The organism is Candidatus Bathyarchaeota archaeon (assembly GCA_018396705.1).
GTDB lineage: Archaea > Thermoproteota > Bathyarchaeia > Bathyarchaeales > Bathycorpusculaceae > DRVP01.
In genome coordinates this window covers 92,017-113,311 of record JAGTQZ010000001.1, presented here as the reverse complement: position 1 = coordinate 113,311, position 21,295 = coordinate 92,017, and the positions used below count along the sequence as shown (strand labels likewise).

Annotated in this window: 33 protein-coding genes, 1 tRNA gene and 1 pseudogene; 23 read left to right on the top strand and 12 right to left on the bottom strand. The window is 46.3% G+C overall.

Annotated elements, in window-relative coordinates; genetic code table 11:
* The first annotated feature begins 290 nt into the window (after positions 1–290).
* Both KEJ24_00700 and KEJ24_00695 read left to right on the top strand, forming a co-directional pair.
* Positions 291–638 carry a hypothetical protein gene (locus KEJ24_00700; protein MBS7646347.1) on the top strand — a complete coding sequence of 116 codons (348 nt, stop codon included), beginning with the start codon at positions 291–293 and terminating at the stop codon, positions 636–638.
* Positions 639–660: 22 nt separating this feature from the next.
* On the top strand, positions 661–1,236 hold the full coding sequence (locus KEJ24_00695; GenBank protein MBS7646346.1) for a hypothetical protein: 576 nt from the start codon (positions 661–663) through the stop codon (positions 1,234–1,236).
* Positions 1,237–1,252: 16 nt separating this feature from the next.
* On the opposite strand, the gene KEJ24_00690 is transcribed toward KEJ24_00695, so the two are convergent.
* The 6 genes and pseudogenes from KEJ24_00690 to KEJ24_00665 all read right to left on the bottom strand — a co-directional run bounded on the left by KEJ24_00690 (position 1,253) and on the right by KEJ24_00665 (position 3,512).
* Positions 1,253–1,621, bottom strand: coding sequence for a helix-turn-helix transcriptional regulator (locus KEJ24_00690; protein MBS7646345.1), 369 nt, complete (start codon positions 1,619–1,621; stop codon positions 1,253–1,255).
* Positions 1,622–1,718: 97 nt separating this feature from the next.
* A complete protein-coding gene (locus KEJ24_00685) occupies positions 1,719–2,309 on the bottom strand; it encodes a hypothetical protein (GenBank protein MBS7646344.1) in 591 nt (196 codons plus the stop codon).
* Positions 2,310–2,323: 14 nt separating this feature from the next.
* Positions 2,324–2,664 (bottom strand): annotated as a pseudogene (locus KEJ24_00680) (ferredoxin family protein).
* Positions 2,661–2,921: a thioredoxin family protein gene (locus tag KEJ24_00675; GenBank protein ID MBS7646343.1), complete on the bottom strand. Its 261-nt coding sequence runs from the start codon at positions 2,919–2,921 to the stop codon at positions 2,661–2,663. The pseudogene KEJ24_00680 and the gene KEJ24_00675 overlap by 4 nt, the downstream one beginning before the upstream one ends.
* Positions 2,922–2,924: 3 nt before the next feature.
* Positions 2,925–3,185 carry a thioredoxin family protein gene (locus tag KEJ24_00670; protein MBS7646342.1) on the bottom strand — a complete coding sequence of 87 codons (261 nt, stop codon included), beginning with the start codon at positions 3,183–3,185 and terminating at the stop codon, positions 2,925–2,927.
* Between the two features lie 15 nt (positions 3,186–3,200).
* On the bottom strand, positions 3,201–3,512 hold the full coding sequence (locus KEJ24_00665) for a winged helix-turn-helix transcriptional regulator (GenBank protein MBS7646341.1): 312 nt from the start codon (positions 3,510–3,512) through the stop codon (positions 3,201–3,203).
* An 85-nt stretch (positions 3,513–3,597) separates the two neighbouring features.
* Between KEJ24_00665 and KEJ24_00660 the strand changes: the two genes are divergently transcribed.
* Genes KEJ24_00660 through KEJ24_00645 form a run of 4 tightly spaced genes read left to right on the top strand, consistent with a single transcriptional unit; the run spans position 3,598 to position 5,531 of the window.
* Positions 3,598–3,870: a thioredoxin family protein gene (locus tag KEJ24_00660; protein ID MBS7646340.1), complete on the top strand. Its 273-nt coding sequence runs from the start codon at positions 3,598–3,600 to the stop codon at positions 3,868–3,870.
* Between the two features lie 13 nt (positions 3,871–3,883).
* Positions 3,884–4,942, top strand: coding sequence for a permease (locus KEJ24_00655; protein MBS7646339.1), 1,059 nt, complete (start codon positions 3,884–3,886; stop codon positions 4,940–4,942).
* 2 nt (positions 4,943–4,944) lie between these two features.
* Entirely contained in the window at positions 4,945–5,157 is a 213-nt protein-coding gene (locus tag KEJ24_00650) for a hypothetical protein (GenBank protein ID MBS7646338.1), read from the top strand.
* Complete coding sequence (locus tag KEJ24_00645) at positions 5,154–5,531, top strand: ferredoxin family protein (GenBank protein MBS7646337.1); 378 nt, start codon at positions 5,154–5,156, stop codon at positions 5,529–5,531. The genes KEJ24_00650 and KEJ24_00645 overlap by 4 nt, the downstream gene beginning before the upstream one ends.
* Before the next feature lie 115 nt (positions 5,532–5,646).
* Here the strand turns inward: KEJ24_00645 and KEJ24_00640 are convergent.
* The 6 genes from KEJ24_00640 to KEJ24_00615 all read right to left on the bottom strand — a co-directional run bounded on the left by KEJ24_00640 (position 5,647) and on the right by KEJ24_00615 (position 11,202).
* Positions 5,647–5,735, bottom strand: a tRNA-Ser gene (locus tag KEJ24_00640).
* 156 nt (positions 5,736–5,891) lie between these two features.
* A complete protein-coding gene (locus KEJ24_00635; protein MBS7646336.1) occupies positions 5,892–6,359 on the bottom strand; it encodes a response regulator in 468 nt (155 codons plus the stop codon).
* Positions 6,311–10,162, bottom strand: coding sequence for a PAS domain S-box protein (locus KEJ24_00630; protein MBS7646335.1), 3,852 nt, complete (start codon positions 10,160–10,162; stop codon positions 6,311–6,313). Before KEJ24_00630 ends, KEJ24_00635 begins: the two co-directional genes overlap by 49 nt.
* Before the next feature lies 1 nt (position 10,163).
* A complete protein-coding gene (locus tag KEJ24_00625) occupies positions 10,164–10,484 on the bottom strand; it encodes a hypothetical protein (protein ID MBS7646334.1) in 321 nt (106 codons plus the stop codon).
* 103 nt (positions 10,485–10,587) lie between these two features.
* Complete coding sequence (locus KEJ24_00620; GenBank protein ID MBS7646333.1) at positions 10,588–10,923, bottom strand: hypothetical protein; 336 nt, start codon at positions 10,921–10,923, stop codon at positions 10,588–10,590.
* Between the two features lie 63 nt (positions 10,924–10,986).
* Entirely contained in the window at positions 10,987–11,202 is a 216-nt protein-coding gene (locus tag KEJ24_00615; protein ID MBS7646332.1) for a ribbon-helix-helix protein, CopG family, read from the bottom strand.
* Between the two features lie 89 nt (positions 11,203–11,291).
* Here KEJ24_00615 and KEJ24_00610 point away from each other — a divergent pair, with 89 nt between their 5' ends.
* The 17 genes from KEJ24_00610 to KEJ24_00530 all read left to right on the top strand — a co-directional run bounded on the left by KEJ24_00610 (position 11,292) and on the right by KEJ24_00530 (position 21,232).
* A complete protein-coding gene (locus KEJ24_00610) occupies positions 11,292–11,711 on the top strand; it encodes a hypothetical protein (protein MBS7646331.1) in 420 nt (139 codons plus the stop codon).
* A gap of 6 nt (positions 11,712–11,717) precedes the next feature.
* A complete protein-coding gene (locus tag KEJ24_00605; GenBank protein ID MBS7646330.1) occupies positions 11,718–12,533 on the top strand; it encodes a hypothetical protein in 816 nt (271 codons plus the stop codon).
* Positions 12,534–12,552: 19 nt separating this feature from the next.
* On the top strand, positions 12,553–12,798 hold the full coding sequence (locus tag KEJ24_00600) for a hypothetical protein (protein ID MBS7646329.1): 246 nt from the start codon (positions 12,553–12,555) through the stop codon (positions 12,796–12,798).
* Between the two features lie 177 nt (positions 12,799–12,975).
* Positions 12,976–14,175 carry a hypothetical protein gene (locus KEJ24_00595; GenBank protein ID MBS7646328.1) on the top strand — a complete coding sequence of 400 codons (1,200 nt, stop codon included), beginning with the start codon at positions 12,976–12,978 and terminating at the stop codon, positions 14,173–14,175.
* A gap of 15 nt (positions 14,176–14,190) precedes the next feature.
* Complete coding sequence (locus tag KEJ24_00590; protein ID MBS7646327.1) at positions 14,191–14,610, top strand: DUF2190 family protein; 420 nt, start codon at positions 14,191–14,193, stop codon at positions 14,608–14,610.
* Between the two features lie 15 nt (positions 14,611–14,625).
* The gene (locus KEJ24_00585; GenBank protein MBS7646326.1) at positions 14,626–15,582 is read left to right on the top strand and encodes a phage major capsid protein; all 957 of its coding nucleotides are present in this window, start codon (positions 14,626–14,628) and stop codon (positions 15,580–15,582) included.
* A 12-nt stretch (positions 15,583–15,594) separates the two neighbouring features.
* The gene (locus KEJ24_00580; GenBank protein MBS7646325.1) at positions 15,595–15,852 is read left to right on the top strand and encodes a hypothetical protein; all 258 of its coding nucleotides are present in this window, start codon (positions 15,595–15,597) and stop codon (positions 15,850–15,852) included.
* The gene (locus KEJ24_00575; GenBank protein ID MBS7646324.1) at positions 15,845–16,084 is read left to right on the top strand and encodes a hypothetical protein; all 240 of its coding nucleotides are present in this window, start codon (positions 15,845–15,847) and stop codon (positions 16,082–16,084) included. Before KEJ24_00580 ends, KEJ24_00575 begins: the two co-directional genes overlap by 8 nt.
* Position 16,085: 1 nt before the next feature.
* Positions 16,086–17,309: a hypothetical protein gene (locus KEJ24_00570; GenBank protein ID MBS7646323.1), complete on the top strand. Its 1,224-nt coding sequence runs from the start codon at positions 16,086–16,088 to the stop codon at positions 17,307–17,309.
* 121 nt (positions 17,310–17,430) lie between these two features.
* On the top strand, positions 17,431–17,670 hold the full coding sequence (locus tag KEJ24_00565) for a hypothetical protein (GenBank protein ID MBS7646322.1): 240 nt from the start codon (positions 17,431–17,433) through the stop codon (positions 17,668–17,670).
* A 13-nt stretch (positions 17,671–17,683) separates the two neighbouring features.
* Positions 17,684–17,920, top strand: a complete 237-nt coding sequence (locus KEJ24_00560; protein MBS7646321.1) for a hypothetical protein — start codon at positions 17,684–17,686, stop codon at positions 17,918–17,920.
* Between the two features lie 53 nt (positions 17,921–17,973).
* Positions 17,974–18,465, top strand: a complete 492-nt coding sequence (locus tag KEJ24_00555; protein MBS7646320.1) for a hypothetical protein — start codon at positions 17,974–17,976, stop codon at positions 18,463–18,465.
* A 17-nt stretch (positions 18,466–18,482) separates the two neighbouring features.
* Complete coding sequence (locus KEJ24_00550) at positions 18,483–18,842, top strand: hypothetical protein (protein ID MBS7646319.1); 360 nt, start codon at positions 18,483–18,485, stop codon at positions 18,840–18,842.
* A complete protein-coding gene (locus tag KEJ24_00545; GenBank protein ID MBS7646318.1) occupies positions 18,833–19,120 on the top strand; it encodes a hypothetical protein in 288 nt (95 codons plus the stop codon). Before KEJ24_00550 ends, KEJ24_00545 begins: the two co-directional genes overlap by 10 nt.
* Positions 19,117–19,908: a hypothetical protein gene (locus KEJ24_00540; protein MBS7646317.1), complete on the top strand. Its 792-nt coding sequence runs from the start codon at positions 19,117–19,119 to the stop codon at positions 19,906–19,908. Before KEJ24_00545 ends, KEJ24_00540 begins: the two co-directional genes overlap by 4 nt.
* Before the next feature lie 2 nt (positions 19,909–19,910).
* Complete coding sequence (locus KEJ24_00535; GenBank protein MBS7646316.1) at positions 19,911–20,270, top strand: hypothetical protein; 360 nt, start codon at positions 19,911–19,913, stop codon at positions 20,268–20,270.
* 50 nt (positions 20,271–20,320) lie between these two features.
* A complete protein-coding gene (locus KEJ24_00530) occupies positions 20,321–21,232 on the top strand; it encodes a zinc dependent phospholipase C family protein (protein MBS7646315.1) in 912 nt (303 codons plus the stop codon).
* Positions 21,233–21,295 lie beyond the last annotated feature (63 nt).

Here is a 21,295-nt window from a genome sequence, read left to right as displayed (position 1 = left end):
TGGTTATTGTTTTCAAGGCTTCTATTATTGGCCTAATTTATGTAACAGATATACAATAAAACAATAAATTTAAATTTTTGAATATGAAGTAATGCTGAGGGACAATCATGTGTAAAACAAAAGAAGACAAGGCTGAATGTGAACATGAATGGAAAGCTGAAGACCTCACAGAAGACAAGTCACACGTCAGACTCGTGTGCACCAAATGCGGTGCCAAGAAGGAAATAGAACTCTTTCCATAGGCTACAACGTCCTTAAATATGAAAGCCCAACATTGTTATGATGCAAACATGCGGCCAAAAGAGAGTCCGAGCGAGGGTGTAGTCAAGGTTAGGAGTTGGATTGAGTTTAAACGTTTAGCTGAAAGCCTGAAACCTCAAGCCATAGTCTATAATATAGAACAAAATGGTTTATCGCCAAAAAGAGAACTAACCAATTTGAGGCTTATACTACCTTCAGGGCCTGCTTACTATGTTTTTTTAGATTTCCCAGAAGGTGAAAAGCTTAGAGAGACAAGCATTCCACTGAAGAGGGATAAGCATGGAAACAGATATCTAGAAGAAGAGGATGTTATAAAGTTCCTCAAAAAGGAGTTCAAACGAGAAGACATCTTAATATGCTCGTATTGGACCATTTAAAGTTTTAAAGAGGGAAAAACGTATGCCAACCGAAGAAAAAATCGTTTACTTTGAGTCCGGTGGAAAACATAATACAGAGACCACCCTTAAACTTGTTAAGGAGCGAGCTGAAAAAAGAGCCATCAAAAATATTGTTCTAGCCTCCATAACTGGCTTCTCTGCAGAAAAAGCCTTAGAAATTTTCAAAGACAGCAACGTAAAGCTGACAGTCATTGGGATACGTGGACCAAAATTTCCAGAGTTCCCAAAAACATTGCAGGATAAGTTGAAGCAGTTAGGCCACAACTTCTGTTATGCATCTGATTTCCAGTACGAGTATCCAGAACAAGTGCAAGATACCCTCCGCAGGTTCGGCGAAGGACTCAAAGTATGTGTTGAAGTGGCCTTGGTTGCGGCGGACGCCGGCTACATCAAGCCAGGTGAAGAAATTATTGCGGTCGGCGGAACCGGAATGCTTGGCTACGAAAAGGGTGGGGGCGTAGACACAGCCATAGTTATGGAAGCCTTAAAAAGCAAAGATTTCCTGCAACTAGAATCCATTTTTGGCATGAAGGAGAATAGGCGTAAGATTCGAGAGATAATATGCAAACCAAGGTGAAATACCAAATTAACACTTACTCCTCCGTTCCCAATTTTTCTAATTCTTGCATGATCCGCATCAATCCCGGCTTCGCAATTTTATAGAAGACCCATTTACCTTCTTTTCGTCCCTTTATAAGTCCGGCATTTTCCAGTATACCAAGGTGATGCGAGGCAGTTGGCTGAGTCAATCCAAGAGCGATCATGATCTCGCAGACGCACATTTCCCTAACCTCTAACAGTTTCAGAATTCTTATCCTGTTTGTGTCTGCTAACGCCCTTAAAGTCCTGCACAGACTTTCAGCTTCGTCAACGTTTACAACAGCGTTGGCTAACTCTTTTAGTTCTTCCGCATATTTTGTTGGGTCCTCGCGAGGGCAAAGTCCAGAAATCACCAGCCGCATGAGTCTTTCATTAATCTTTGGCTTGGACATTCTATTGAATCCCATGGCTGATTACGAAACAAAATATTTAAATATGTTTTGAAAGTTGCAGTTGCTTCTACTTCAACTTGATTGGGCTGAGCATTTTCTCTATTTGAAACTTGAGTTTGCTGTGCTCCTTATAGTCTAGTGGTGGGCAATCTTGCAGTGTTTTCTCTCCGTTTAAGAGTTTGGTTGCAAAGGCGAAGCAGCCTTGTTCTCTACACATTTTGCAGTTCGTTTTTGGCAGCATCTCGTAAATTTTTACTGGCGTCAGCTCTTTTTTGGCTTGAACGGTCTCGGGGCTTGGCTTTCCATGGGTTTTCAAGTATATTATGGCGCGGTTTATCAGCCGCCTAGCCTCTTCAACAAGCTGGTTTGCCTCGTCTCTATCTTTAACGTAAGTCATGCTGACTCTGCCATTAGCGAAGATGGTTATCAAGTGTTGCTGGTACATATAGCTTAATGCGCCAAGCTTTTCGGAGTATTTGGCGTTTGGAATAGCCAAATAGAGAATCGGCAAAACATCTTCCAGGAGCTTGTCAGCCTGCGCCAAAAACTTAATCCTTTCCGGGTCGGCGGTGCAAGGCGAAATCTCCTTGATCTTAATCTTTCTGACAATAACATCTGCAAAAAGAAGTTCAGCCAAATCCTCGGCGTTTTTCTCCAAAAGGCATCTCCAAACTACTTTTTAACCTCGTATTTTGTCCTGTTTGCTAGTAGTTCTTCTCTGCTACGTTGCACCACCATATTCTTCTTTATCAACTTGTGCAGGTAAGATAACGGCGGAAAACTTATTGCGTGTTGCGGGCAAGTGTTTTGGCATGTTGTGCAGCCCACCATGCAGTTCATTGGATTTGCAACAACAACCACATTTTCTCGTAGTCGAACCGGTAAACGTTTTTCCCGCAATTTAAGACGCATATACCGCATCCTATGCAAAGTTCCGGGTCAACGGTTGGATGCCAATCTATCTTCTCGCGGGGTATTCCACGCCAAGTCTGTTTGACAACCTCGGACACTATTGAACGCCTGCCTCTCTTAATGCTTCTTTGAAGGTTTCTTCACTTGGGCAAACCCCTATTATACGAATGTCCTTGTCGATGACTACCGCGGGGCTGGCGTTTATGCCATACTCGCTTAATTTCGGGTTCATTCCACGGTAAATTTCAACCTCTATCTTGTCCATATACTCCTCTTTGATTTTCTCTACGAGTTTGAGGAGCAGTCTTCCGCCGGAGCATGGCGGTTCAGAAGTGAAAACTTCAACTTTTACCGGCATGTTCTAAACCCCCATTTCCTTAAGCGCCGCCTCGATGGTTTGAAGGCTTGGGCAGACACCCATGATTTTTATTTTGCCTTCATTGAAGACTATGGCTGGAACCACTGTTAAGCCGTATTTGCTGAACTCCTCGCATGGCCCGATATGCTTTACCACTTCCACTCTATCGCCATATCTCGCCTTAATCAAATCCGCATACTCCAAAAGTTTTAGGCAACCCGCACATGGCGGTTCAGCCGTGAAAGTTTCAACCTTCACAACCATTTTTAACTCCCCCCTCTAGGCTATTTGTTCAACAACATGCTTCATAAGTGCATCCACAAAACTTGTGTCAACAGCGTCAATCACCCTGAAAACAGTCGGACTTGTCACCGAATAGAACCGCTTGTTTCCCTCTTTCCTATCCCTTACAAGTCCGCACCGCTTCAGGATCGCCAAGTGCCTAGAAACCAGTGGCTGAGCTATCCCAACATAAGGGACAATTTCGCAGACACAGCGCTCACCACTGCGCAAGAACTCGAGAATCTTAAGCCTAACAGGATCAGCAAGCGCGTTGAACACCCTAGCCCTAAACTTGTCTATGTTTTTCATTGTTGGATGCACGTTTTAAAGCAAAGTCTATAACAATATTTAAATATTGCTATATTCTCACTTCACTTTACAAGGTGAAACGGAGATGAAAGAGGTTAAAGTTGAAGTCATTGGGCCGGAGCCACCTTGCATGCGTTGTCAAGCAGCAAAAAAGGCTGTGGAGAAGGCGGCTGAAAAGCTTAGGCAAGCTGGTGTTATGGTGAACATTGAAAAGGCTAACATAATGTCAAAGGAAACTGTTCAAAAATACGGCGTACTGGTCTCACCTGCCATAGCCATAAACAACACGGTCAAAATCATGGGGCGGGTTCCAAGCCCAGAAGAAGTGGAAAAAATAATAATGGAAGCAGCCAAGTAAAAGGGCGAAAAACATGGAAGAGAAAACAAAGAGAACTGTTCGAACTGGTATTCTGTTAGCCTTCTTCATAATAGTTATAGGCCTCCTAATCTATAGTCGCGTCACAGCCCGGCCTACAAAAGAGACGTTCAGAAACAAGCTGGACGAGCTTGGTTTGTGGGGTACACCGCTTGTATATTTAGCCATTCCGGCGCTTTACATTGCCGACTACTTCAGCCACGCTTGGATATGCCTCCTTTTCGCGTTCAGCGTCGCAGGACTAATCTACGAGTTTGTGCCAAAAGAGACCATAACAAAATATATGGGGCGGGGTAAAGCCGTCGGATACTTGTTGGCTCTTGGAATGGCGCCCTTCCTAACTGTTTGCTCATGCACGATGGTTCCACTTTTCGGTGGAGTGCTGTACGCTGGGGCTGGAATAGGCCCAGCTATCGCGTTCCTTTTAATGGCACCGGCGGCGAACATCCTAACAATCCTAATGACTGGCGAAATGATTTCGTGGGAAATAGCTGTAGTGCGCATAATAGTGTCTGCAGCAGTGGCCCTGATTGCAGGCATAGTTGTTTCCAAGACACCGTGGGGCAAAGCTATCGAAAAAGAGTTTCAAGTAGCCAATTCCGCCGCGTCTTCAGCAAAAGTGGAAATTGTTAAGCCGCCTTTAGATGAGAGGCTTTGGGCAGCGCTTAAATTTGCGGGGTACTTAGCAAAACAGATTCTTTCATTCTTCATTATAGGGCTTATAGTTGTGGGCTACCTTTCAGCGTTCATCCCCGAAGAAATTGTTGAAGCATATTTAACGGGTGTTACTGGCGTTTTAATAGCATCAGTTTTGGGCGGGCCACTTTATACACCAACCCTTGTTGAAATTGCGTTGGGGCAAGAGTTATGGAGTAAGGGCATGTCAAAGGGCGCTTTGCTAAGTTGGCTTATGGGACAGCCATACGACTTCGCCAACGCCATGGCAGTTTCAAGAATAGCCAAATTGAAGGTTGTAGCCACTTATGTGGTAATAGCTTGGGCTGGAAGCGTAACCTTCGGGCTGTTATATGGCTTTTTAAGCGGGTCGCTGTAGGTATGACAAGCGAAAACGACTTTGGAGTAAAACGTCCATGCCCATGCGCCCAAGAAGCAATAGACGCCTTAAAAGCTGTTCAACCAATAAAAGAAGGCATGCTAAAGGAAGTGAAATGCAAGAGCTGCGGCAAAACCTTCCTAACAAACTTTGACGTAGAATACTGTTATGACTGTCGCAGAAACATGAAAAATGAAAATAGGCATGAAATATGACTAAAGCCTGTACACCATGGTATCCGACAATTTTTCCAGAAAAATGCGATGGCTGCACAACTTACGGCAAGCCCCGCTGCGTGGAATACTGCCCGAACAGTGTATTCGCCTTTATGAACGGCAAAGCATTGGTGGCTAACCCTCACAAATGCGTTAATGGCTGCACAGCCTGCGAACCAATCTGCCATAAAAAAGCCATAACCTTTCCAAAACCCCAACATATTTTTACATCGCCAGCAAAAAAGGATTTACTGCACAAGATTACTTGTAAGAAATGCGGTAAAACCTTCTGGACAAACCGCGAAAGCACCCTATGCTTCAGCTGCGAAACAGACACCAGTCACGCAATTCAACCAAACGAACCACAGGCTTAGCAAACTGCAAACCATCACTCTGGGACATGTACACTGCATCTTAAGGCAAATCTCCGATTATACGCATTGTTAAATCACGGGATAATTGGAGGTGTCGGAAACGGTGCTTCTGATTTGGCGCGGGGTGCGGGATTTGAACCCGCGCGGCCCAAATGGACCACAGGCTTAGCAGGCCTGCCCCCTACCAGGCTAGGGCAACCCCGCATTGTTTTCACTTGATCCCGTAGGTTTTTATTCATTGACCCGGCTATTTTCTTTTTCGGAAGAACCTCTGATAAGTCTTGTTTTCATGCCAGGATGACGGGCTCTGGAAAATTTGTGGAGAGAAGGACATTGAAAAATGGGTGTAGAGTGGGGGGTCTAGGGGCGTTTTTGGGCTATTTTTTCAGCTTCTAGTTCTCTTACACGGGTTTCTATGAATTCAGCTACTTTTTCTTGGCTGTATTGTCGTTCTTCTTCCTGTTTTCTGAGTTGTTCTTTGATGGTGGCTAGAACTTTGTTAACGTCGAAGGGTTTCAGTATGTAGGCGTCGGCTCCGCGGTTTACGGCTTCGATGGCGTTTTGCAATGTGGGATAACCTGTCACAATTATTTTCCGCATTCTGGGCACCGTGTCCTTTATCTTTGTTAGGAGTTCTATGCCTTCCATGTCTGGCAGCCGGATGTCAATGAGGGCTACGTTGTAAAAGTTTCTCCGCGTCTTTTCAATGGCTTGTTTGGCTGTTTCCGCTTGGTCAACGGTGTAGCCTTCATCCTCAAGAATCATTGCCAACACTTTTCTTATGTTTTCGTCGTCGTCGACAATGAGGATTCTAGCGTTTTCAACCATATTTTTTCACCTCCTTCTCCTTCTATTTTGGGTTCAATGGGAAGAGTAACCGTGAAGGTTGTACCCTTCCCGGGGGCGCTTTCAACAGTTATGGTGCCCCCGTGGGCCTCAACAAAACGTTTACATATGGCTAAGCCGAAGCCCATGCCTTTTGCTTTCGTGGTGAACAGGGGTGTCCAAAGCTTCTTTAACACTTCTTCAGTCATGCCTATGCCTGTGTCTGAAACCGTGAAAACAACGTTGCCGCCTTCTTTCATGCTTTTGATTGTTAAAGTTCCGCCATGTGGCATGGCGTCCACAGCGTTCTTTACAAGGTTTACGAAAACTCTTTTCATTTTCTCAAAATCAACTTTCACTTTCGGCTTTTCGTTCGCTAATTTTATAACCTTAATGTTTTGCGGAATCTCGACAGCGGCTAACGCTTCGTTTAGAAGGTTTTCTGGCGTTGTCTCGGCTACGTCGAGTTTTACTTCCCTAGAATAGTCGAGGAGATCGTTTATTATCTTGTTTGAGTATGCTATGTTTTTCTCAATGAGCTCAAGCATTTCCATGATTCTTTGGTCTCCTGTTTGGCTTAGCCGCCTCTTAAGGTAATAAGTGGCGCCGGCAATGCTTGTAAGCGGGTTACGTAGATCGTGGCCAATCATGCCCGCCAGTTCGCCTATAACTGCCAGTCTCTGGGCTTTAAGCAGTTGGTCATGCATCTCTCTTAGCTCACGGGTACGCTCCTCCACTTTCTCCTCAAGCTGATTCGCGTATGCCTCAAGCTCCTTCTGGGCCTTCTCAAGGTTTTCAAAGAGCTCTGCGTTCTCAAGAATCATAGCTACTTGGTGTAGGAAAATCTCAAGCGGCATGAGAAACTCCCTACTCAGCTTCATTATCTCTTTGGGATTGTGTAAGGATATTATGGCTACAATTTTTCCCTCTGGTGTACGGATAGGTGCATACAGCAACGTGTTAATCGGCCAATCAACGAAAAATTTGGAAAACACTTCCCTTGGAATCGTTGGGTCATCCTTCGATAGACAATAGAAATCGCCGATTTTGTATTTTTCAAACCGTGGGCCTAAGAACTCTCTCCAAACGCTTCCAGGGATAATATGTTTGGCTAAAGCCCTGGCTTCATTTCTCGTCAATCCAAAGGCAGCTAGGTCTTTCCGTTCAAGGTTTTCGTCTCTTAAAGAGATTACCGCCTTCTCAAATCCCAACTTCTGAAGAGCCTTTGCAATTTCTTTCAACTTCCTGTGTATATCCTTAGTTTGCATTATTCTCGTAGAGCTTCTTATAAGGTGCTGGAGGTTTCTTGAAAGATCTTCAAGATTCTCTCTTCTTTGGATGTTGCTTATGGCTATTGCAACATGGGAAGCTAATATCTCAAGGAAACGCCGGTCCTCATCATCGAAAGCGTCTAGTTTTTCGCTTTCAACGTTTAGGACGCCTAAAACCTTTTCGCCTAGCTTTATTGGCACCGCAAGTTCGGATAAGAGCCCCTTAACTCCAGCGTCTACGTAGGCTTCATCTTTCCTCACGTTTGGAAGATAAACTGCTTTCCCGATTTTAGCAGCTCTAACAGTTATGCCCTTATCACCATCTAACGGCAAAACTATCTGCAAGGGGCGTGACAGCCCAAGAGAGCCTATCAATCGTAAGGTTTTCCCTTGAACCAAGAAAAAGTCTATATATTTAAAGCCCAAAATTTTCTGCACAGCATGCAAAGTTTGCTTGCAGACTTCCCCTATGCTTTTCGCCTTGCTAAGGTTTCTTCCATAAGCATTTAAAGCCGCCAATTTTTCCTGCCTTTTCAAGTTGTTTATGGCAATGGCGGCGTGGGAGGCCAACACTTCAAGAAGTTTCCTATGCTCTTCATTGAAGGCGTCTATCTTTCGACTTTCAACGTTTAGTACTCCTAAAACTTTCCTACCAACTTTCATTGGCACCGCAAGTTCAGACCGCACTTCTTCTACATTTTTAATGTAGGCTTTTTCCTTTCTAATGTCTGGAACAGTTACTGACTTTCCGGCGTTGACGGCCTTGACAGCTATGGCCTCGTCTTCATCAGTGTATAGTTTAAGCGATAATGCTTTTGAATATCCGCGACAAGCAACTGGACGGAGAACTTCTCCCTCTTTTATGAAAATGCCAGTATACTCGAAACCTAAAGTTTTCTCCATAGCGTCCAAAATAAGCCTATAAATTTCTTTTAGACTTCGGGCTTGGTTGAGTTTCTGTGCATACCTGTTTAGCTCTGAAAGTCTTTTTTCGAAGAGGCATCTCTCCTCTTCAAGCTTTCTTCGTTGGGTTATATCAAGCACCTGGGCTATTGTCCGCATTTTTCCTTGAGCGTCTCGCAGTGTTGTGGTTTTAACAAAAACTATTTTTTCCTCGCTTTTTTCCCCTCTAATTTTCAGCTCATACTTCGAGAAAAAGCGTGTTCCCTTTTGCCGTTCAGCTTGTTTCGCTTGTTCACGCAGCCTTTTATCCGTAAAGAGGGGTTTAAAATCTTCTGCTAAGAATTTTCTAAAATCTTGCCCGATTATTTTGTCCATCGGGTATCCTAAAATTCCAGCTAACATTTCGTTTGCATAGATAATCCTATAGTTTTCGTCTATTATGGCTATGCCATCATGGGAGTTTTCTACAATGGAGCGGAAAAGCTCCTCGCTTTCTCTAAGTTTATCCTCTATAAGCTTCCTATCTGTAATGTCACGACATACGCCTATTAAACCCACGGTTTTTCCATCTTTGTCAAAAATGGGAACCTTTACCGTATCAAGAAATCTCTTTTCACCTTTTTCGTTTACAGTATATTCTATCACATGCACCGTTGCATTCTTCTGAAATACCATCTCGTCGCTATTCCTACATTGGCAAGCCAGCTCAGAGGGAAGAATCTCTTCAGCTCTCTTTCCTATGATATCTTCCTTCTTCAAACCTGCAAGTTTTTCGAAGGCACTGTTAACAATAAGATACCGCCTATTCACGTCCTTGAAAAATACCATGTCCGGAATAGCTTGGAGTAAAGCGTTTAGGAAGGTACAGATCTCTTGAATGCTTTCCTCGTATTTTTTGCGGTTTGTAATGTCGCGGGCTATTCCAAGCCCACCAAATATCTGGCCATTCTCAATTAGCGGCACGCTTATAAACTCGCCGATTAAATATTCGCCAGACCCAGTACGCACCCTAAGCTCGACTAGTTCAGGCTTACCAGCCAAAGTTTTCTGGAAATTTTCGACAGCCTTAGGAACATCTTCCGGATGGATGATCTCCACAAAGGGTTTGCCGATCCACTCTTCACGTTTCCATCCGGTGATTTTTTCGAAGGCTGGATTAAGCGAAATAATCTTTCCTTCAGATGAAATTGTGTATATTATATCTGGAGCCGCTTCAACAAGAGTGCGGTACCGCTTTTCGCTTTCAATTAGAGCGTTCTCCATCTCTTTGTATCTTGTTAGGTCTACAGCCATTCCGAATTTTACATACTTGCCTCCAGACCATGGGATGGCCTTGTCAAAACATTTGTACCATCGTCCAGTTTCATCGCATTTATACTCCCACGCACAGACTTTGCCAAGGTTTTCTCCAAAAATGCATGTATTGTTGCAGAAGGGACAAGGACTTTCAAGTTTGTGAAGAACTCTATAACATTTTTTGCCCTCAGCTTCCCCGTAGACCCGTTTAAATGCATCATTTGCCAAAAGTATTTCATTTGTTTCCGGATCTATTATGCAAACGAGCTCTTCTAAACCGTCAAACAACGCGTGAAAAACTTCCAAAAAGCAGGTTGCTTCTTGTTTTTCCACCATGTTAGGTATCACCTGAGGAAAGTAGACGCTTTTTAAGGTTCTCTACGTTGCTCAATAAGTCTGAATTTTCTGCTTCAAGTTTCAAGTTTAGCTTATTGCAGAGTTTTTCCAGTATAAGCTTTTCAAGATAGGGTGCGCCGGGGCCGAAGATTGTTTCAAGGGCCTTCTTAAATTCCGTCAAGTTTTGGGGTATTTCCTCCTTTTGCAGTTTAAAGGTGTTTTCTACATGAAATAGTATGGCTTGTTTCGGTGATTCGCCAAGGGTCTCCAGTCCCTCTTCGATAGCTTCTAGGATTGTTTTTTGGAAGTCTTTGAGCGTCAATGGTTTTTCGCCTGACAAACATATTGAATATTACGATATTATACGTAAAAACTTTTTCGGACACCAATTAAATCATTATGAATTCAGAATCAATAAGAAAAGATTATTTCACCTTTGCCTTCTGAAAACTACGCCTTGCAGCTTTAACATAATTAACAAAAACAAATTCTTCACGATCATCCCATTCAAGGGGCTGCCCTAGGTGGGCATATAGCCTCTTCATTATCATGATTTCTAGAAAACGCGCACCCGCACCGAAAATTTTCTCAAGGCCCTCAGCAAACTCATCTATGCGTTTTGGAATTTCTTCCCTTGAAATTTTAAACTTGTCCTGAAGATGGAAATATATGGACTGTCTTGCAGATTCACCCAAAGAAGACAACGCCTCGTCAACAGCCTTCAGCAGAAGTTCGTCAAAAGCTTTTCCAGTCAACTTCATCTTTCTCTCTCTCTCAAAGTTAGTGTCTTCTAGTGTATAAAAGTTGCTAAGCGTTTAATTCTTTTAAGTTATTGATTTGACCGAGTTAGAATCGAACTTTGAAAAAGAATGAGCTTGCCTTCTGACACGTTCCTCCATGAGGCTTAGAGATTTCACATAGTCCATCAGAGCCATCCTCATGGTTTCGCTTTCGCTAGTTCCAAGTCTTCGCGCCAACTCTTGCAACATTTCTTTTTGTTCTTTGCTTAGGATTACCTTAACTATGCACTTGCGTGGCATTGTTTAAACCCTTCTTTGCATTTTGTATATTTGGTATATCAGAAACATTTAAAAGACTTACGCTATAAAAATATAAACGGTGCAGACCAATGAAAACCTTAAGAGTTTCAGACGACGTCCACCAAAAACTCACGGCCCTTTTAGGCGAACTTATGGCCCAAACAAGCAAAATGCAAACCTATCAAGACGCTATCGAAGCCATGCTTCACCAATCTGTAATTTTACCGGCAGAACTCCTCCGCGAAGTTGAAGAATTTGTCGAAAAACATAGACATAAGGGCTACACGCGTCGAGAGGAGTTTATACGTCAAGCAATACGCTTCTTCCTACGATGGGAATCCGAAGAATACGAGTACTTCGAAATTCCAAGAGAGAAATATGAAAGACTTAAAAAAGCCATCAAAGCCTTAAGCATGCCCCACACGACACCATGGGACTTCCTCGAGGACCAAATAGATAGAGTCTTAGAACAATATGAAAAATATGTAGAAAAACCGGCGGAGGAGTAAAAACCGGTGTCTGCAACTGTTAAAGGTGTTGAACATATCGTGAAACTTCAAACTTTTGGAAATGTTAACAAAGATTTAGCTGAAAAGTTGTTAGGCATCATCGCCGAGTGCTATGAAAGACTAGGCCCGCCAATGACATTCTCCGTAAACCTAAACATTTTTGAAACATCAAGCAGTCAAGGATTTTTCGCCACCCACGACGCCCTACAAGGAAAACCCACAATAAACATTTACCTGGACAGAGTTTCAAGCCTGCCGCCAGACGTTGCTGAAGCCGGAGTTAGACGCCAAGCAGCCCACTCCATTCTTCACGGCTCGCCAGAATACTATAAAATCAAGTTTCCAGCCGAACTGCGGCAAGTCATGCGCGATTATGGTTTGCCGGAAAATGTTGCCACAGAAATTCTTTACGGGGCAGCCATGGCTGCCAAGGAATACGACGTAACAAAATTTCTAGTAGAAGGCGGATACATCGAAGACCAAGTAGCCTACGTCCGATACATGCTTGAACCAACAGCTGAAGAGCTTCAAGCATGGGAGATGGCGAAACCCAATCCCACAGCCAGAATAGTCTATCTCACAATGGCTATCCGAGACATTTCATGCGCCATCCCAATGCTCAAAAAGCCAGAAATCAGCGGCGAAATCAAAAAGCACTTAGAAAAAAGAATCAACCACCTGCCAGACGCTTACAAAGCAACAATACAGAAAATAGTAGATGAAATAATCCAAAAATTTTCAGAAGACACATTCAAAAACATAAACCTTATAGTGAAAGCCATCACCGAATATATAATCCGCAAAGAACTAACAACTACATAAAAAGAGGGGCAACAAAAGAGTGAGCAGAATAGTATTAGACGCAATCCTCAGCGCCATGCAGGTTTGGCTAAACGAACACGAGAAAGAACAGCTATACCATGAGCTTATCGCCTATTTTGGACTTATAGGCGCCCTAAACGAGTGCCAAGCCCTAGAACACGCATGGCAGGATCCATACAACCGCCATGAAATAGAACAATTCATCAAAACATGGCTCATATGGAGACGCAAACGCAGAAAAGAAGCCATAATCGGCGTAGTTTAGCTTTCTACAGGTCAAAAGTTGTTTGAAACTTTTTAGTCAAGTTTAAGCTGTTTAGCTGTTTGGCCAATTCTGTCGGTCTCTTGTTGGCCATTGGGCTGGCCAGTGGATTGTCCAGTTCGGCTTTTCATTTTCTTTGGCGCTTTACTCTTTTGCTGTGCGCTGTGCATGTGGAGGCGTATGAAGTTGCCTTGGGAGGTGACTGCCAACTATATTCGGAGCGGCCACCGCAGTGTTGACGAGTTCGAGCCCGAAAGCCTTCGCACCATTGTGATTTCTGAGGAGGATGGGATTAAGGCGGTTGTCGGCAAGCCTAAGGGCAAACATTCCATGGAGGTTGTCAGCTATCTCTTTGACATTTATAAGGGTTGGACTTTGGAGAAGGCTAAAGACTGGTTTAAGCGGCACCAGCAGAAGCGTCAAAGCGGAGCCGAGCATTTCATTGCTGTTTTGCCCTTCAAGGTTGTTGAGAAGATTGTTGACAAGCCGCTGCGGATTAGAGGCATCGCTTTAACGGCTGGCATAAGCCGAAACCTGAACATTTACCTGCCGGAGGAGCTGGAAGCATTCGCCAGTCGGCTTGTTTCCGCGCCCGTTTATATTGAGCATGTGTCTGTGCCGAACGCTGTTGGCAAAGTCGTAAACGCCCACTGGGACGGTGAAAACCTATGGTATGAGGCTGAAATATACGATGATGAGGTGGCTGAGAAAATTCGTAAGGGCTTGATTAGGCATGTGAGTATAGGCGCCGACTACGAGCGATTGGATGTTGTGGATGGCAAAATTCCAAGAGGCTTACACAACGCTGAGTTAAGCCTTGTGGCCGTGCCCGGCATTCCGGAGGCGAACATCCAAATCGTGGAAAAGCTGACGGAGCAGGGCGGCGAACCAATTGCCGCTGGCGAGTATATTTTGGGCTTTTATCAGGACTTGGAGGCTTTTCTGCCGGATCATTTCAGCACTGTTTGGCTTGACAGGGAGAACGGCGTCTTCGCCATCATGGGCAAGCCTAAAGCCGAGCCGGAGACAAGCCGCGTTCAGAGCATTTTCTTTGCCAAAAGCAAGCTTTGGGATCAGCAGAAAATCCGAGACTGGCTTGCCATGCATCCAGCATACATGGCTCCAGTTAAGCAGCCAGACGGTTTAGGCGGAGCCCTAACTGAGGGCGTGTTTGTGAAAAATGCCAAGCGATTGGTTAGCGTGAACGCTGTTGTCAAGATGTTGAGGGCTGTTTTGCCAAGCCCCATGGTTGAGCGTAGCTGGGGTTTTGGGCCGCAGCGCATGTGCCAAGAACTACGCAGAGTCATCTATAAACTCGAAAGGTTTGGCGCTTCCATGGGAGTAGGTCAGGACGAACTGGCCGAAACTGTAAGAAAATGAGTGGAGTGATGGTTTATGGCTGATTTGACTGGAAAGCCTTGGATGGCGGCGGGTGAAACAGACGATCCAACGGCGGTTATTGAAACCTTTGAGGCTGCAACCGCCATCAACAAGGGCGACCCGGTTTATTTAAGCGCTGATGACAAGGTTAGCCCAGCCACTTCGGCGCAGGACTGCATTGGCATAGCCCTAAAAAGCGTCTCTGCAGGTCAGCCTTGCCCAGTGCTTGTTCGCGGCAGGGTTAAGGTTGTGGCCGGCGGCGCCATAGCTCGTGGCAAAGCTGTTTACGGAGCGGACTCTTCCAAGCGGGTTTTGGCTTTAGCCGACATAAACGAGGCTGGCTCGGCAACCCATTCTTGGACGAGGAAGCTTGGATGGGCTCTGGAAAGTGCATCGGCTGCCGGCGACCTCATCTTCATCTACGTTGACAAGTAGCGGAGGCAGTTATGCATGGTGAAGCCTAAGCTTTTTGAGAGTTTAATGCAGTCTGACAGCGAATTCCGCCAGCTCATGGAAAACCTAAGCCAGAGAGCGGCGTCGCATCCGTTTTTGAGGCGCTACTGCGAAGTTGCCTTGAAAGAAAGGCTTTTCAGCGACACTGTCAGCGCTTTGGGACACATGCATGACACGTTGGTTGAGGCTGCCTACCCTGAAATGATTGGCAGAGAAATCATCATGGTCAGGCCCACCACGGAAGCCATGGAAAGATTCCCATTGGATGAGAAGGCTGTGGCCTATCGCTATGCTGAGGGCGCCTACACGCGGTTGAGCGGCAAAAAAGTCAGCACCGTGGACATTTACATGAACATTGTGGCTGAAGCTTCTGAAGTTTGGACCCGCGAGTTTCTCGAAGATGCCACGTGGAATGTCATGGAGGCTATGACTGAGAAGGTTGGCAGGGCCCTAGGCGAGGCGGAGACAAACCATATTCTATCCATGTATGGGAGTATTGCCAACGCCGACTTGGCTGGAGGAGGCCCCATGGACAATAATGGCCAAGCATTGAACTGGAGTGGCGTTGTGAAGCTGCATAATGCTGTTCGGGGCGAAAACTGGAGGCCCACAGTGCTTGTCTTAAATGAGGTGCAGTTGCATCAGCTTCTAAACGATGACAAGTTCATCCATGCGCAGTACTTGCCATCCGAGCATGTGGATCTTGAGCGGGGAGTTGTGGGCAGTGTTTTGGGCATGAAGGTATTGGCGAGCACTCTGGTGCCTAATGGAACAGCATATGCCATTGATACGCGGGTCGCCGCAGTAATGCTGTTGCGCAGAGACATAACCGTTGAGGATTGGGAGGATCCGCGAACAGGCGAGTTCGGCGTAAGGGCGACAACCCGATTTGGCTTGGGCGTACTCCGCAGCAAAGCCGTCGCAAAAATGATCAACATAAGCACTTCGCTGTAGGCGGCCAATAGCATGGAAAAAATAGCCGTCAAATGCCCCAAATGTGGAAAAATCCATCACCTGAAAAGCCGAAGCGACGTAGTGATATGCGACTGCTGGCAGATCTGCCCCATCTGCGGGGCGGAGATGACGCCCTACACGCCGGACACTACGCCGAAAACCTACGCACTAGATGGCGTGCGGGAGCTGCAGGTGCTGATGGTTTGCACGAGGCATTATCCACCTTTTTATGGCGTGCAAAAGCCCGTGGAGGTTGGGGTTGATGCGTAGGCTTCAGGAGCGTTTAAGGTTGGCGAAAATAGTGTTGGCCGAGCTTAAAAAGAGGCCTTTGGGCAGAACGGAGCTTGAAAAGCGCACTATACGGCAGTTTGGGACTCACAGCGCCTTCGAGGGGATTTTCCGCTGGCTTGTTCAGGGCGGATATGTGGCTAAAAGCGAGCATCGCCACCGGGCGCCCTACGTGATCACCGAGAAGGGCCTGAAACTTCTGGAGGGCTTGTAGCATGGCGAATGTTTTAAGGCGCCTACTCGAGGCCTTCACGGCGGGGCGACGTCAAAGCGGCTACGCCTACACGCAGTCCACATTAGCCTATGAAATGCCAACCATACCTTTAGCGGATGTATTGCGGCTTTATGAGCGGGATCCCGCATGCAAGGCCAGCGTGGATCTGCTGGCGGCCTCAGCCGTCGGCATGGGCTTCTACACGACGGTTAATGAGAACTATTCGAGGGCGGAGGAAGCCAAACACCTCGTAGACCAGTTTAACGAGGAAGCCAACCTTGACACGCTTTTGTGGGAGATGGCCCGCGTCCTAATCGCCTGTGGAAACGATTTCTGGCTGAAGATTACCCCTGAAAGGCTTACGAGGCTTTATAGACTGCCAGTGGATGCCATAGAGAAAATCGAGTACAGCCACCTCCAGGAGGGCTGGCTTAAAATCCCATATCGGGTGGAAGGCTACAGGCTAAGGCTCGCCTATGGTGGTGAAACGCTTAATCCGGAGGCTGTTATCCACTGGCGCATAAACTGTTTGGGCTCTTCGGGCTTTGGAACGGGAGTTCTCCAGGTGCTATTGCACACGTTGACGTTTTATGCTGACCGCAGACCAGCCTACGCCTGGATGAAGGCCAAAATAGAGCGTATAATGCCAAAAATCTTCGAGAAATATGCTGGGCCGGATGTTTTGGCGCTTCTGGAAAGGGCTGACGAGGCGACCATCCAAAAGTTTGAGAAGGCCATCAAAAGCCGTCCGGAAGAGGGCGTTTGGCTATTTTACAGCGGCAAGGGCGACGTTAAGCCTTTAACCATTGACCCCCGCGCCCGATTTGAGTATTACATCGACTACATTGTGAACCAGTTTTATCTTGGCTGTGAAACACCATTGCCGAGGCTTTTCAGCACGCCGGGCTTCACGGAGGCCAGTGCACGAGCCGCCTTGGAGCTGCAGGATATGCTCATAAAGCCCATACAGCGCTACATTAAGCGGCAGGTTGAACGCTCCATTTTTGCGCCTTTGCTTGTTCAGGCGGGCTTAAACCCGTATGAGGCTAGGGTTCGCCTAAACTGGGGTGCGCCCAAAACGCCACAGGTTAGCATTGCCGACATGCTGAAGGCTGCCGAGTTGGGGCTCATCCGCCCAGAAGAGTTTCGCAAGAATGCGGTTAAATGGGGTTGGGAGTTGTGGGACAAGCCCTCCGAAACCGCCTTGGAGGAGGCGAAGTCATAATGCCGCTAAGCTGTTTTTGGCTCTCCTTTCTCCCCTCGGAAAACGCCGTGCCAGTGCCACAGCCTCTCCATGGCGGCGGAAAACGGCTCAATAAAACCCAAGTTGGAGGTGAACGATTGAATTGAACCTTATGCATATCAGTTTAGGCGTGGGTGCCGCTATAGTCTACGCTTTTCTAGGGTATGCAGCTCAAGACAAGCCTTTCAACTGGCGCAAGTTTCTGCGAACAGTGGCTATCGCCGCTTTTTCAGCGCTTGGTCTTGACTTGTCTGGGATGACCTTTGACGTTTACACCGCACTAGTAGGTCCTACAGCCATAACCGTTTGGATTCAGAAGCTTTTGGACACTGCTAATCATTGAGGGGGATAAGCCTGTGACAAGTCAAGAGGTGCCCTACTGGCGCTATGAAGAAGCCTACAAGGCTATTCACAGCGCCCTAAGTGGACTTATGGCTCCACCAGCGGGTAAAAGAATTACAAGGCTTACGTTTAAGTGGAACGCTGACGGCACAGTGCAAACGTTAAAGGCGTTTATGGGCGACGAGCTACTTTTCACCCTCACCTTTTCTTGGAATTTAGATGGCACCCTACGGGAGGTGACTCGAACATAGGCTGGGCGTGCAGCCTATGCGGGAAACACCTGAAAGGAAAGGAGTGATGTAATATGCCTGAAGTGAATGTTGGAGGTCTTGTAAGGTACCGTGTAATTAAGCGGCGGGTTGGCGAGTCTGAACCATACAGCATAGACGAGACAGAGCACAGCTGTTTCCTAGTTGAGGGCATGAATTACATGTGGCGTTTGATTTTGGGTGAGTCTGGGTTGACGCCTTTCAATGCGGCTAACGCCCATATCGGTGTGGGCGACGGGACAACGGCTGAAAACGAGTCGCAAACGGGATTGCAGGGCACAAACAAGTATTATAAGGGTATGGCAAGCGGTTATCCACAAGGCCCTTCACAGGCAGGTGACAAGAAAGCCGTGTTTAGGGCTGTTTTCGCCAGTAACGAGGCGAACTTTGCTTGGAACGAGGTTACTGTGGCGAATGGCAACAGCGACGCTGCCGTAAACATGCTCCGCATAGTGGCAAGTAAAGGCACAAAGAGCAGCGGTGAAGAGTGGACGGCTGAAGTGGAAGTGCAGTTCCAGAACCCGTAAACTAGAGGGGGCTAGAAATGTCGGAGATTTCGAGGGACATGATTCTCGACAAGTTTAAGGCTGTCAAGAAAGATGTAGATGTTATTTTGTTTAAACAGTTGGAGGGCGGCGGCTATATTGGCATAACTGCCAAAGACTTTGCCGGCATGTTGAATTGGATTTTGAGGGGCAAGGTTGTCGAGGAAACTGTGAAGGGTTATGCGGAGGACGGATCGCCTATTATAGAGCGGAAAGAGCGGGACCCGACGTTTGAAGAGATTAAACAGCGGTTCAAGGATAGCGGTTATGCCCAGCTTTTTGAAGAATGGCTTGCTAAGGGCGTTGTTAGTTTGAAGGATTTACAAGAGTTGTTTGGGGGTAAACTGCCATGGCGGTAGGCGACGTTAAAAGCGACCTGCAAAGCATTCCAGCTGGAAGTTTCTTGGCTATTCAGCCGCCCAGCGGCGAGGAATGGGTGGTTCACAACATTTACCACGAGCATGATGTTGAACTCCACTTTACTGATGGAACAAACAGCTTAGCCTTTGACACAGATGCTGGAGCTGGCGTCTACGCGAAATATGCCTTTCACTGCACCTACAGCCGATACATTCGAGTGAAAAACACGAACGCCTCAGCCCGCCTGATAGGTTTTGATGGTGTGCAGACTAAATGACAAGGCTGACGCCGTTGCTTGGCAGTTTGAGGCTGTTCACAATTAATTATGCTACACCACGTGAGGAGCTGCTGTCGACGCCTATAACTTTGCCTACAAGTGAGCCGACTGACCCGCAGGCAACCTTCACGTTGCAGTCTTCCGACTTTCCAACGTGGAGCGTTAAGCCATACAGCGTAAAGTATATTGCGTGTTTGTATGCGGCTGGAAGGTTTCCAACTGCTGGAACACTGTATTGGCGTATGGTGAAAAACGGAGCCAGCGTTAACAATGGCAACGCATCTATCAGCGCCGGCTACTATTACACTGTGAACGCCTTTTTCTTGGATGTTGCGCCGGGCGACGTTTTAGGCGTGAAACTCTGGAGCAGTGTAAGCGACAGCAACTACGACTATAAGGCGATTTTCGTGTATCCAACCAGGTTCTTTCCATTTCCAACGCTGGGCTATAAACAGCTATATGCACAGGTGAAAATCTGGAACACTGACTCGCCTACACTGTTTCCAACGCTAATGTTAGGTAACCCAACACCATGGTTGCCTTACTATCCATGGCATGGATTCATTGAAAATGGAGGCAGTTATGCTTGGAATATTGGCATAGTAGGAACTATAACATTCTCATACTATAGTCCACATGCAACCTACGGATTGTGGCGGATATGGTATTATGGAGATGCAACCAACGCTAACGCTGCAAGCGTGCAGACAGATGCAACTTATCGCCCGAAATATTACCGCAACTACTTGAACATTAAAGTTCAATGCAGACCTTTAAGGCTGGAGTAGAAATGCCAGAGCTAACAGAGTACGGCGACGTAATGCTAAACGATTACGTGGACGAATGGGGAAGACGCCGAATAAACGGCCTACTGGAAGACGGCGTCAAAATCTTCATTGCCGCTCCTAGAATAATAATCAAGACTTGGAGTACAATGTTAAATGTTAGTTATATTTTTTCAAGATCGTATTGCAGTTTTAGGCTTACCCAAACCTTAAGCTTAGCTCATACCCTGGTCCGCCACCGTTGTATACGGTTAACCCAAGCCCTACGGACGCTTCGTGAGTTCTATGTTGCTAAGCCAACGGCTAAGAAGACAAAGCTTCTCCTCGTTTTTGGCGATCTCGCCATTCAGCTTTCAAACGATTAGGAAAGAGCTTAAAATCAAAATTCACAAGTAATATGAAGAAGCGTGATTGCATGGCGAATGGTAAAGCACTTGCACTTGCTATTGTTATTTTTACATGCATGTTACTTTTGACTGCGACGGGCGAAGCAAAATTAAGGGTTTATGGCTGGAGTAACAGCGGATATAGCACAGATCCCAAAAATCCGAGGTACGGTACCCATGACTGGATTGCGGAGCATGCCCTAGACTGGCTTCCATCGACTGAGAAACAGCTCATCCTCGAAAATCTCGCCATATACCTCTATGGAACAGAACTTCCAGACAACGGGGACGCCGCAGACGGCATAGGCGACGCCGCCAAACATCACGTTTACTTTTTCGCCAACGGCTCCTTACAAGACGACATCGGAGCAGTGCGCGCCCAACAAGAATTCGAGAACGCCTTGAATCATTACAATGCCGGACGGGTGGAAGACGCCGTTAAACATCTTGGAATCATGACCCACTATATTGCGGATTTAGCCGTCTTCGGCCACGTTATGGGCGCTGGAACAGATTGGGGTGAGGAAAAGCATCACAGCGACTACGAGGATTATGTACTGCAGAGAACTAACAGTCGCCAAGATGATTTCAACGTCTTCCTCCAGTTCGACGGGAGTCTTGAAACAATTACAGCCTATGAGGCGGCTAAGAAGCTGGCATACGACACAACCTTCGATCCAGACGGCGGCTTAACATGCACATGGATGGATAAAAATTATGATTGGAGCAACCCCACATTCAAAAACCGATGTGGAGAATCCCTAAATCTGGCGGTAAACCTAATCGCAGATGTCCTGCACACATTCGCCATACAAGCCCAAATAGGCCCAGATATAAGGCCGGTTCACATGATAATCGGGCTTTCCACAACTTTTGTAATCATATCCATTGTGATTCGTTATAGGTCCAGAAGAGGCAGCACCCGCGTCCAGCGCTTTTAAATGGCGTTTTTTAAACGCTATTTTCAGAAATTATTTGTTTTTAACGCTTTAATTTAAATAATT

What these genes read in the sequence shown, in the direction of transcription:
- KEJ24_00700 (MBS7646347.1), top strand. Translation starts at nt 291, where the DNA reads ATGCGGCCAAAAGAGAGTCCGAGCGAGGGTGTAGTCAAGGTTAGGAGT.
- KEJ24_00695 (MBS7646346.1), top strand. Translation starts at nt 661, where the DNA reads ATGCCAACCGAAGAAAAAATCGTTTACTTTGAGTCCGGTGGAAAACAT.
- KEJ24_00690 (MBS7646345.1), bottom strand. Translation starts at nt 1,621, where the DNA reads ATGCGGCTGGTGATTTCTGGACTTTGCCCTCGCGAGGACCCAACAAAA.
- KEJ24_00675 (MBS7646343.1), bottom strand. Translation starts at nt 2,921, where the DNA reads ATGCCGGTAAAAGTTGAAGTTTTCACTTCTGAACCGCCATGCTCCGGC.
- KEJ24_00670 (MBS7646342.1), bottom strand. Translation starts at nt 3,185, where the DNA reads ATGGTTGTGAAGGTTGAAACTTTCACGGCTGAACCGCCATGTGCGGGT.
- KEJ24_00665 (MBS7646341.1), bottom strand. Translation starts at nt 3,512, where the DNA reads ATGAAAAACATAGACAAGTTTAGGGCTAGGGTGTTCAACGCGCTTGCT.
- KEJ24_00660 (MBS7646340.1), top strand. Translation starts at nt 3,598, where the DNA reads ATGAAAGAGGTTAAAGTTGAAGTCATTGGGCCGGAGCCACCTTGCATG.
- KEJ24_00655 (MBS7646339.1), top strand. Translation starts at nt 3,884, where the DNA reads ATGGAAGAGAAAACAAAGAGAACTGTTCGAACTGGTATTCTGTTAGCC.
- KEJ24_00650 (MBS7646338.1), top strand. Translation starts at nt 4,945, where the DNA reads ATGACAAGCGAAAACGACTTTGGAGTAAAACGTCCATGCCCATGCGCC.
- KEJ24_00645 (MBS7646337.1), top strand. Translation starts at nt 5,154, where the DNA reads ATGACTAAAGCCTGTACACCATGGTATCCGACAATTTTTCCAGAAAAA.
- KEJ24_00635 (MBS7646336.1), bottom strand. Translation starts at nt 6,359, where the DNA reads ATGGTTGAAAACGCTAGAATCCTCATTGTCGACGACGACGAAAACATA.
- KEJ24_00630 (MBS7646335.1), bottom strand. Translation starts at nt 10,162, where the DNA reads ATGGTGGAAAAACAAGAAGCAACCTGCTTTTTGGAAGTTTTTCACGCG.
- KEJ24_00620 (MBS7646333.1), bottom strand. Translation starts at nt 10,923, where the DNA reads ATGAAGTTGACTGGAAAAGCTTTTGACGAACTTCTGCTGAAGGCTGTT.
- KEJ24_00615 (MBS7646332.1), bottom strand. Translation starts at nt 11,202, where the DNA reads ATGCCACGCAAGTGCATAGTTAAGGTAATCCTAAGCAAAGAACAAAAA.
- KEJ24_00610 (MBS7646331.1), top strand. Translation starts at nt 11,292, where the DNA reads ATGAAAACCTTAAGAGTTTCAGACGACGTCCACCAAAAACTCACGGCC.
- KEJ24_00595 (MBS7646328.1), top strand. Translation starts at nt 12,976, where the DNA reads ATGAAGTTGCCTTGGGAGGTGACTGCCAACTATATTCGGAGCGGCCAC.
- KEJ24_00590 (MBS7646327.1), top strand. Translation starts at nt 14,191, where the DNA reads ATGGCTGATTTGACTGGAAAGCCTTGGATGGCGGCGGGTGAAACAGAC.
- KEJ24_00585 (MBS7646326.1), top strand. Translation starts at nt 14,626, where the DNA reads ATGGTGAAGCCTAAGCTTTTTGAGAGTTTAATGCAGTCTGACAGCGAA.
- KEJ24_00580 (MBS7646325.1), top strand. Translation starts at nt 15,595, where the DNA reads ATGGAAAAAATAGCCGTCAAATGCCCCAAATGTGGAAAAATCCATCAC.
- KEJ24_00575 (MBS7646324.1), top strand. Translation starts at nt 15,845, where the DNA reads ATGCGTAGGCTTCAGGAGCGTTTAAGGTTGGCGAAAATAGTGTTGGCC.
- KEJ24_00570 (MBS7646323.1), top strand. Translation starts at nt 16,086, where the DNA reads ATGGCGAATGTTTTAAGGCGCCTACTCGAGGCCTTCACGGCGGGGCGA.
- KEJ24_00555 (MBS7646320.1), top strand. Translation starts at nt 17,974, where the DNA reads ATGCCTGAAGTGAATGTTGGAGGTCTTGTAAGGTACCGTGTAATTAAG.
- KEJ24_00550 (MBS7646319.1), top strand. Translation starts at nt 18,483, where the DNA reads ATGTCGGAGATTTCGAGGGACATGATTCTCGACAAGTTTAAGGCTGTC.
- KEJ24_00545 (MBS7646318.1), top strand. Translation starts at nt 18,833, where the DNA reads ATGGCGGTAGGCGACGTTAAAAGCGACCTGCAAAGCATTCCAGCTGGA.
- KEJ24_00540 (MBS7646317.1), top strand. Translation starts at nt 19,117, where the DNA reads ATGACAAGGCTGACGCCGTTGCTTGGCAGTTTGAGGCTGTTCACAATT.
- KEJ24_00535 (MBS7646316.1), top strand. Translation starts at nt 19,911, where the DNA reads ATGCCAGAGCTAACAGAGTACGGCGACGTAATGCTAAACGATTACGTG.
- KEJ24_00530 (MBS7646315.1), top strand. Translation starts at nt 20,321, where the DNA reads ATGGCGAATGGTAAAGCACTTGCACTTGCTATTGTTATTTTTACATGC.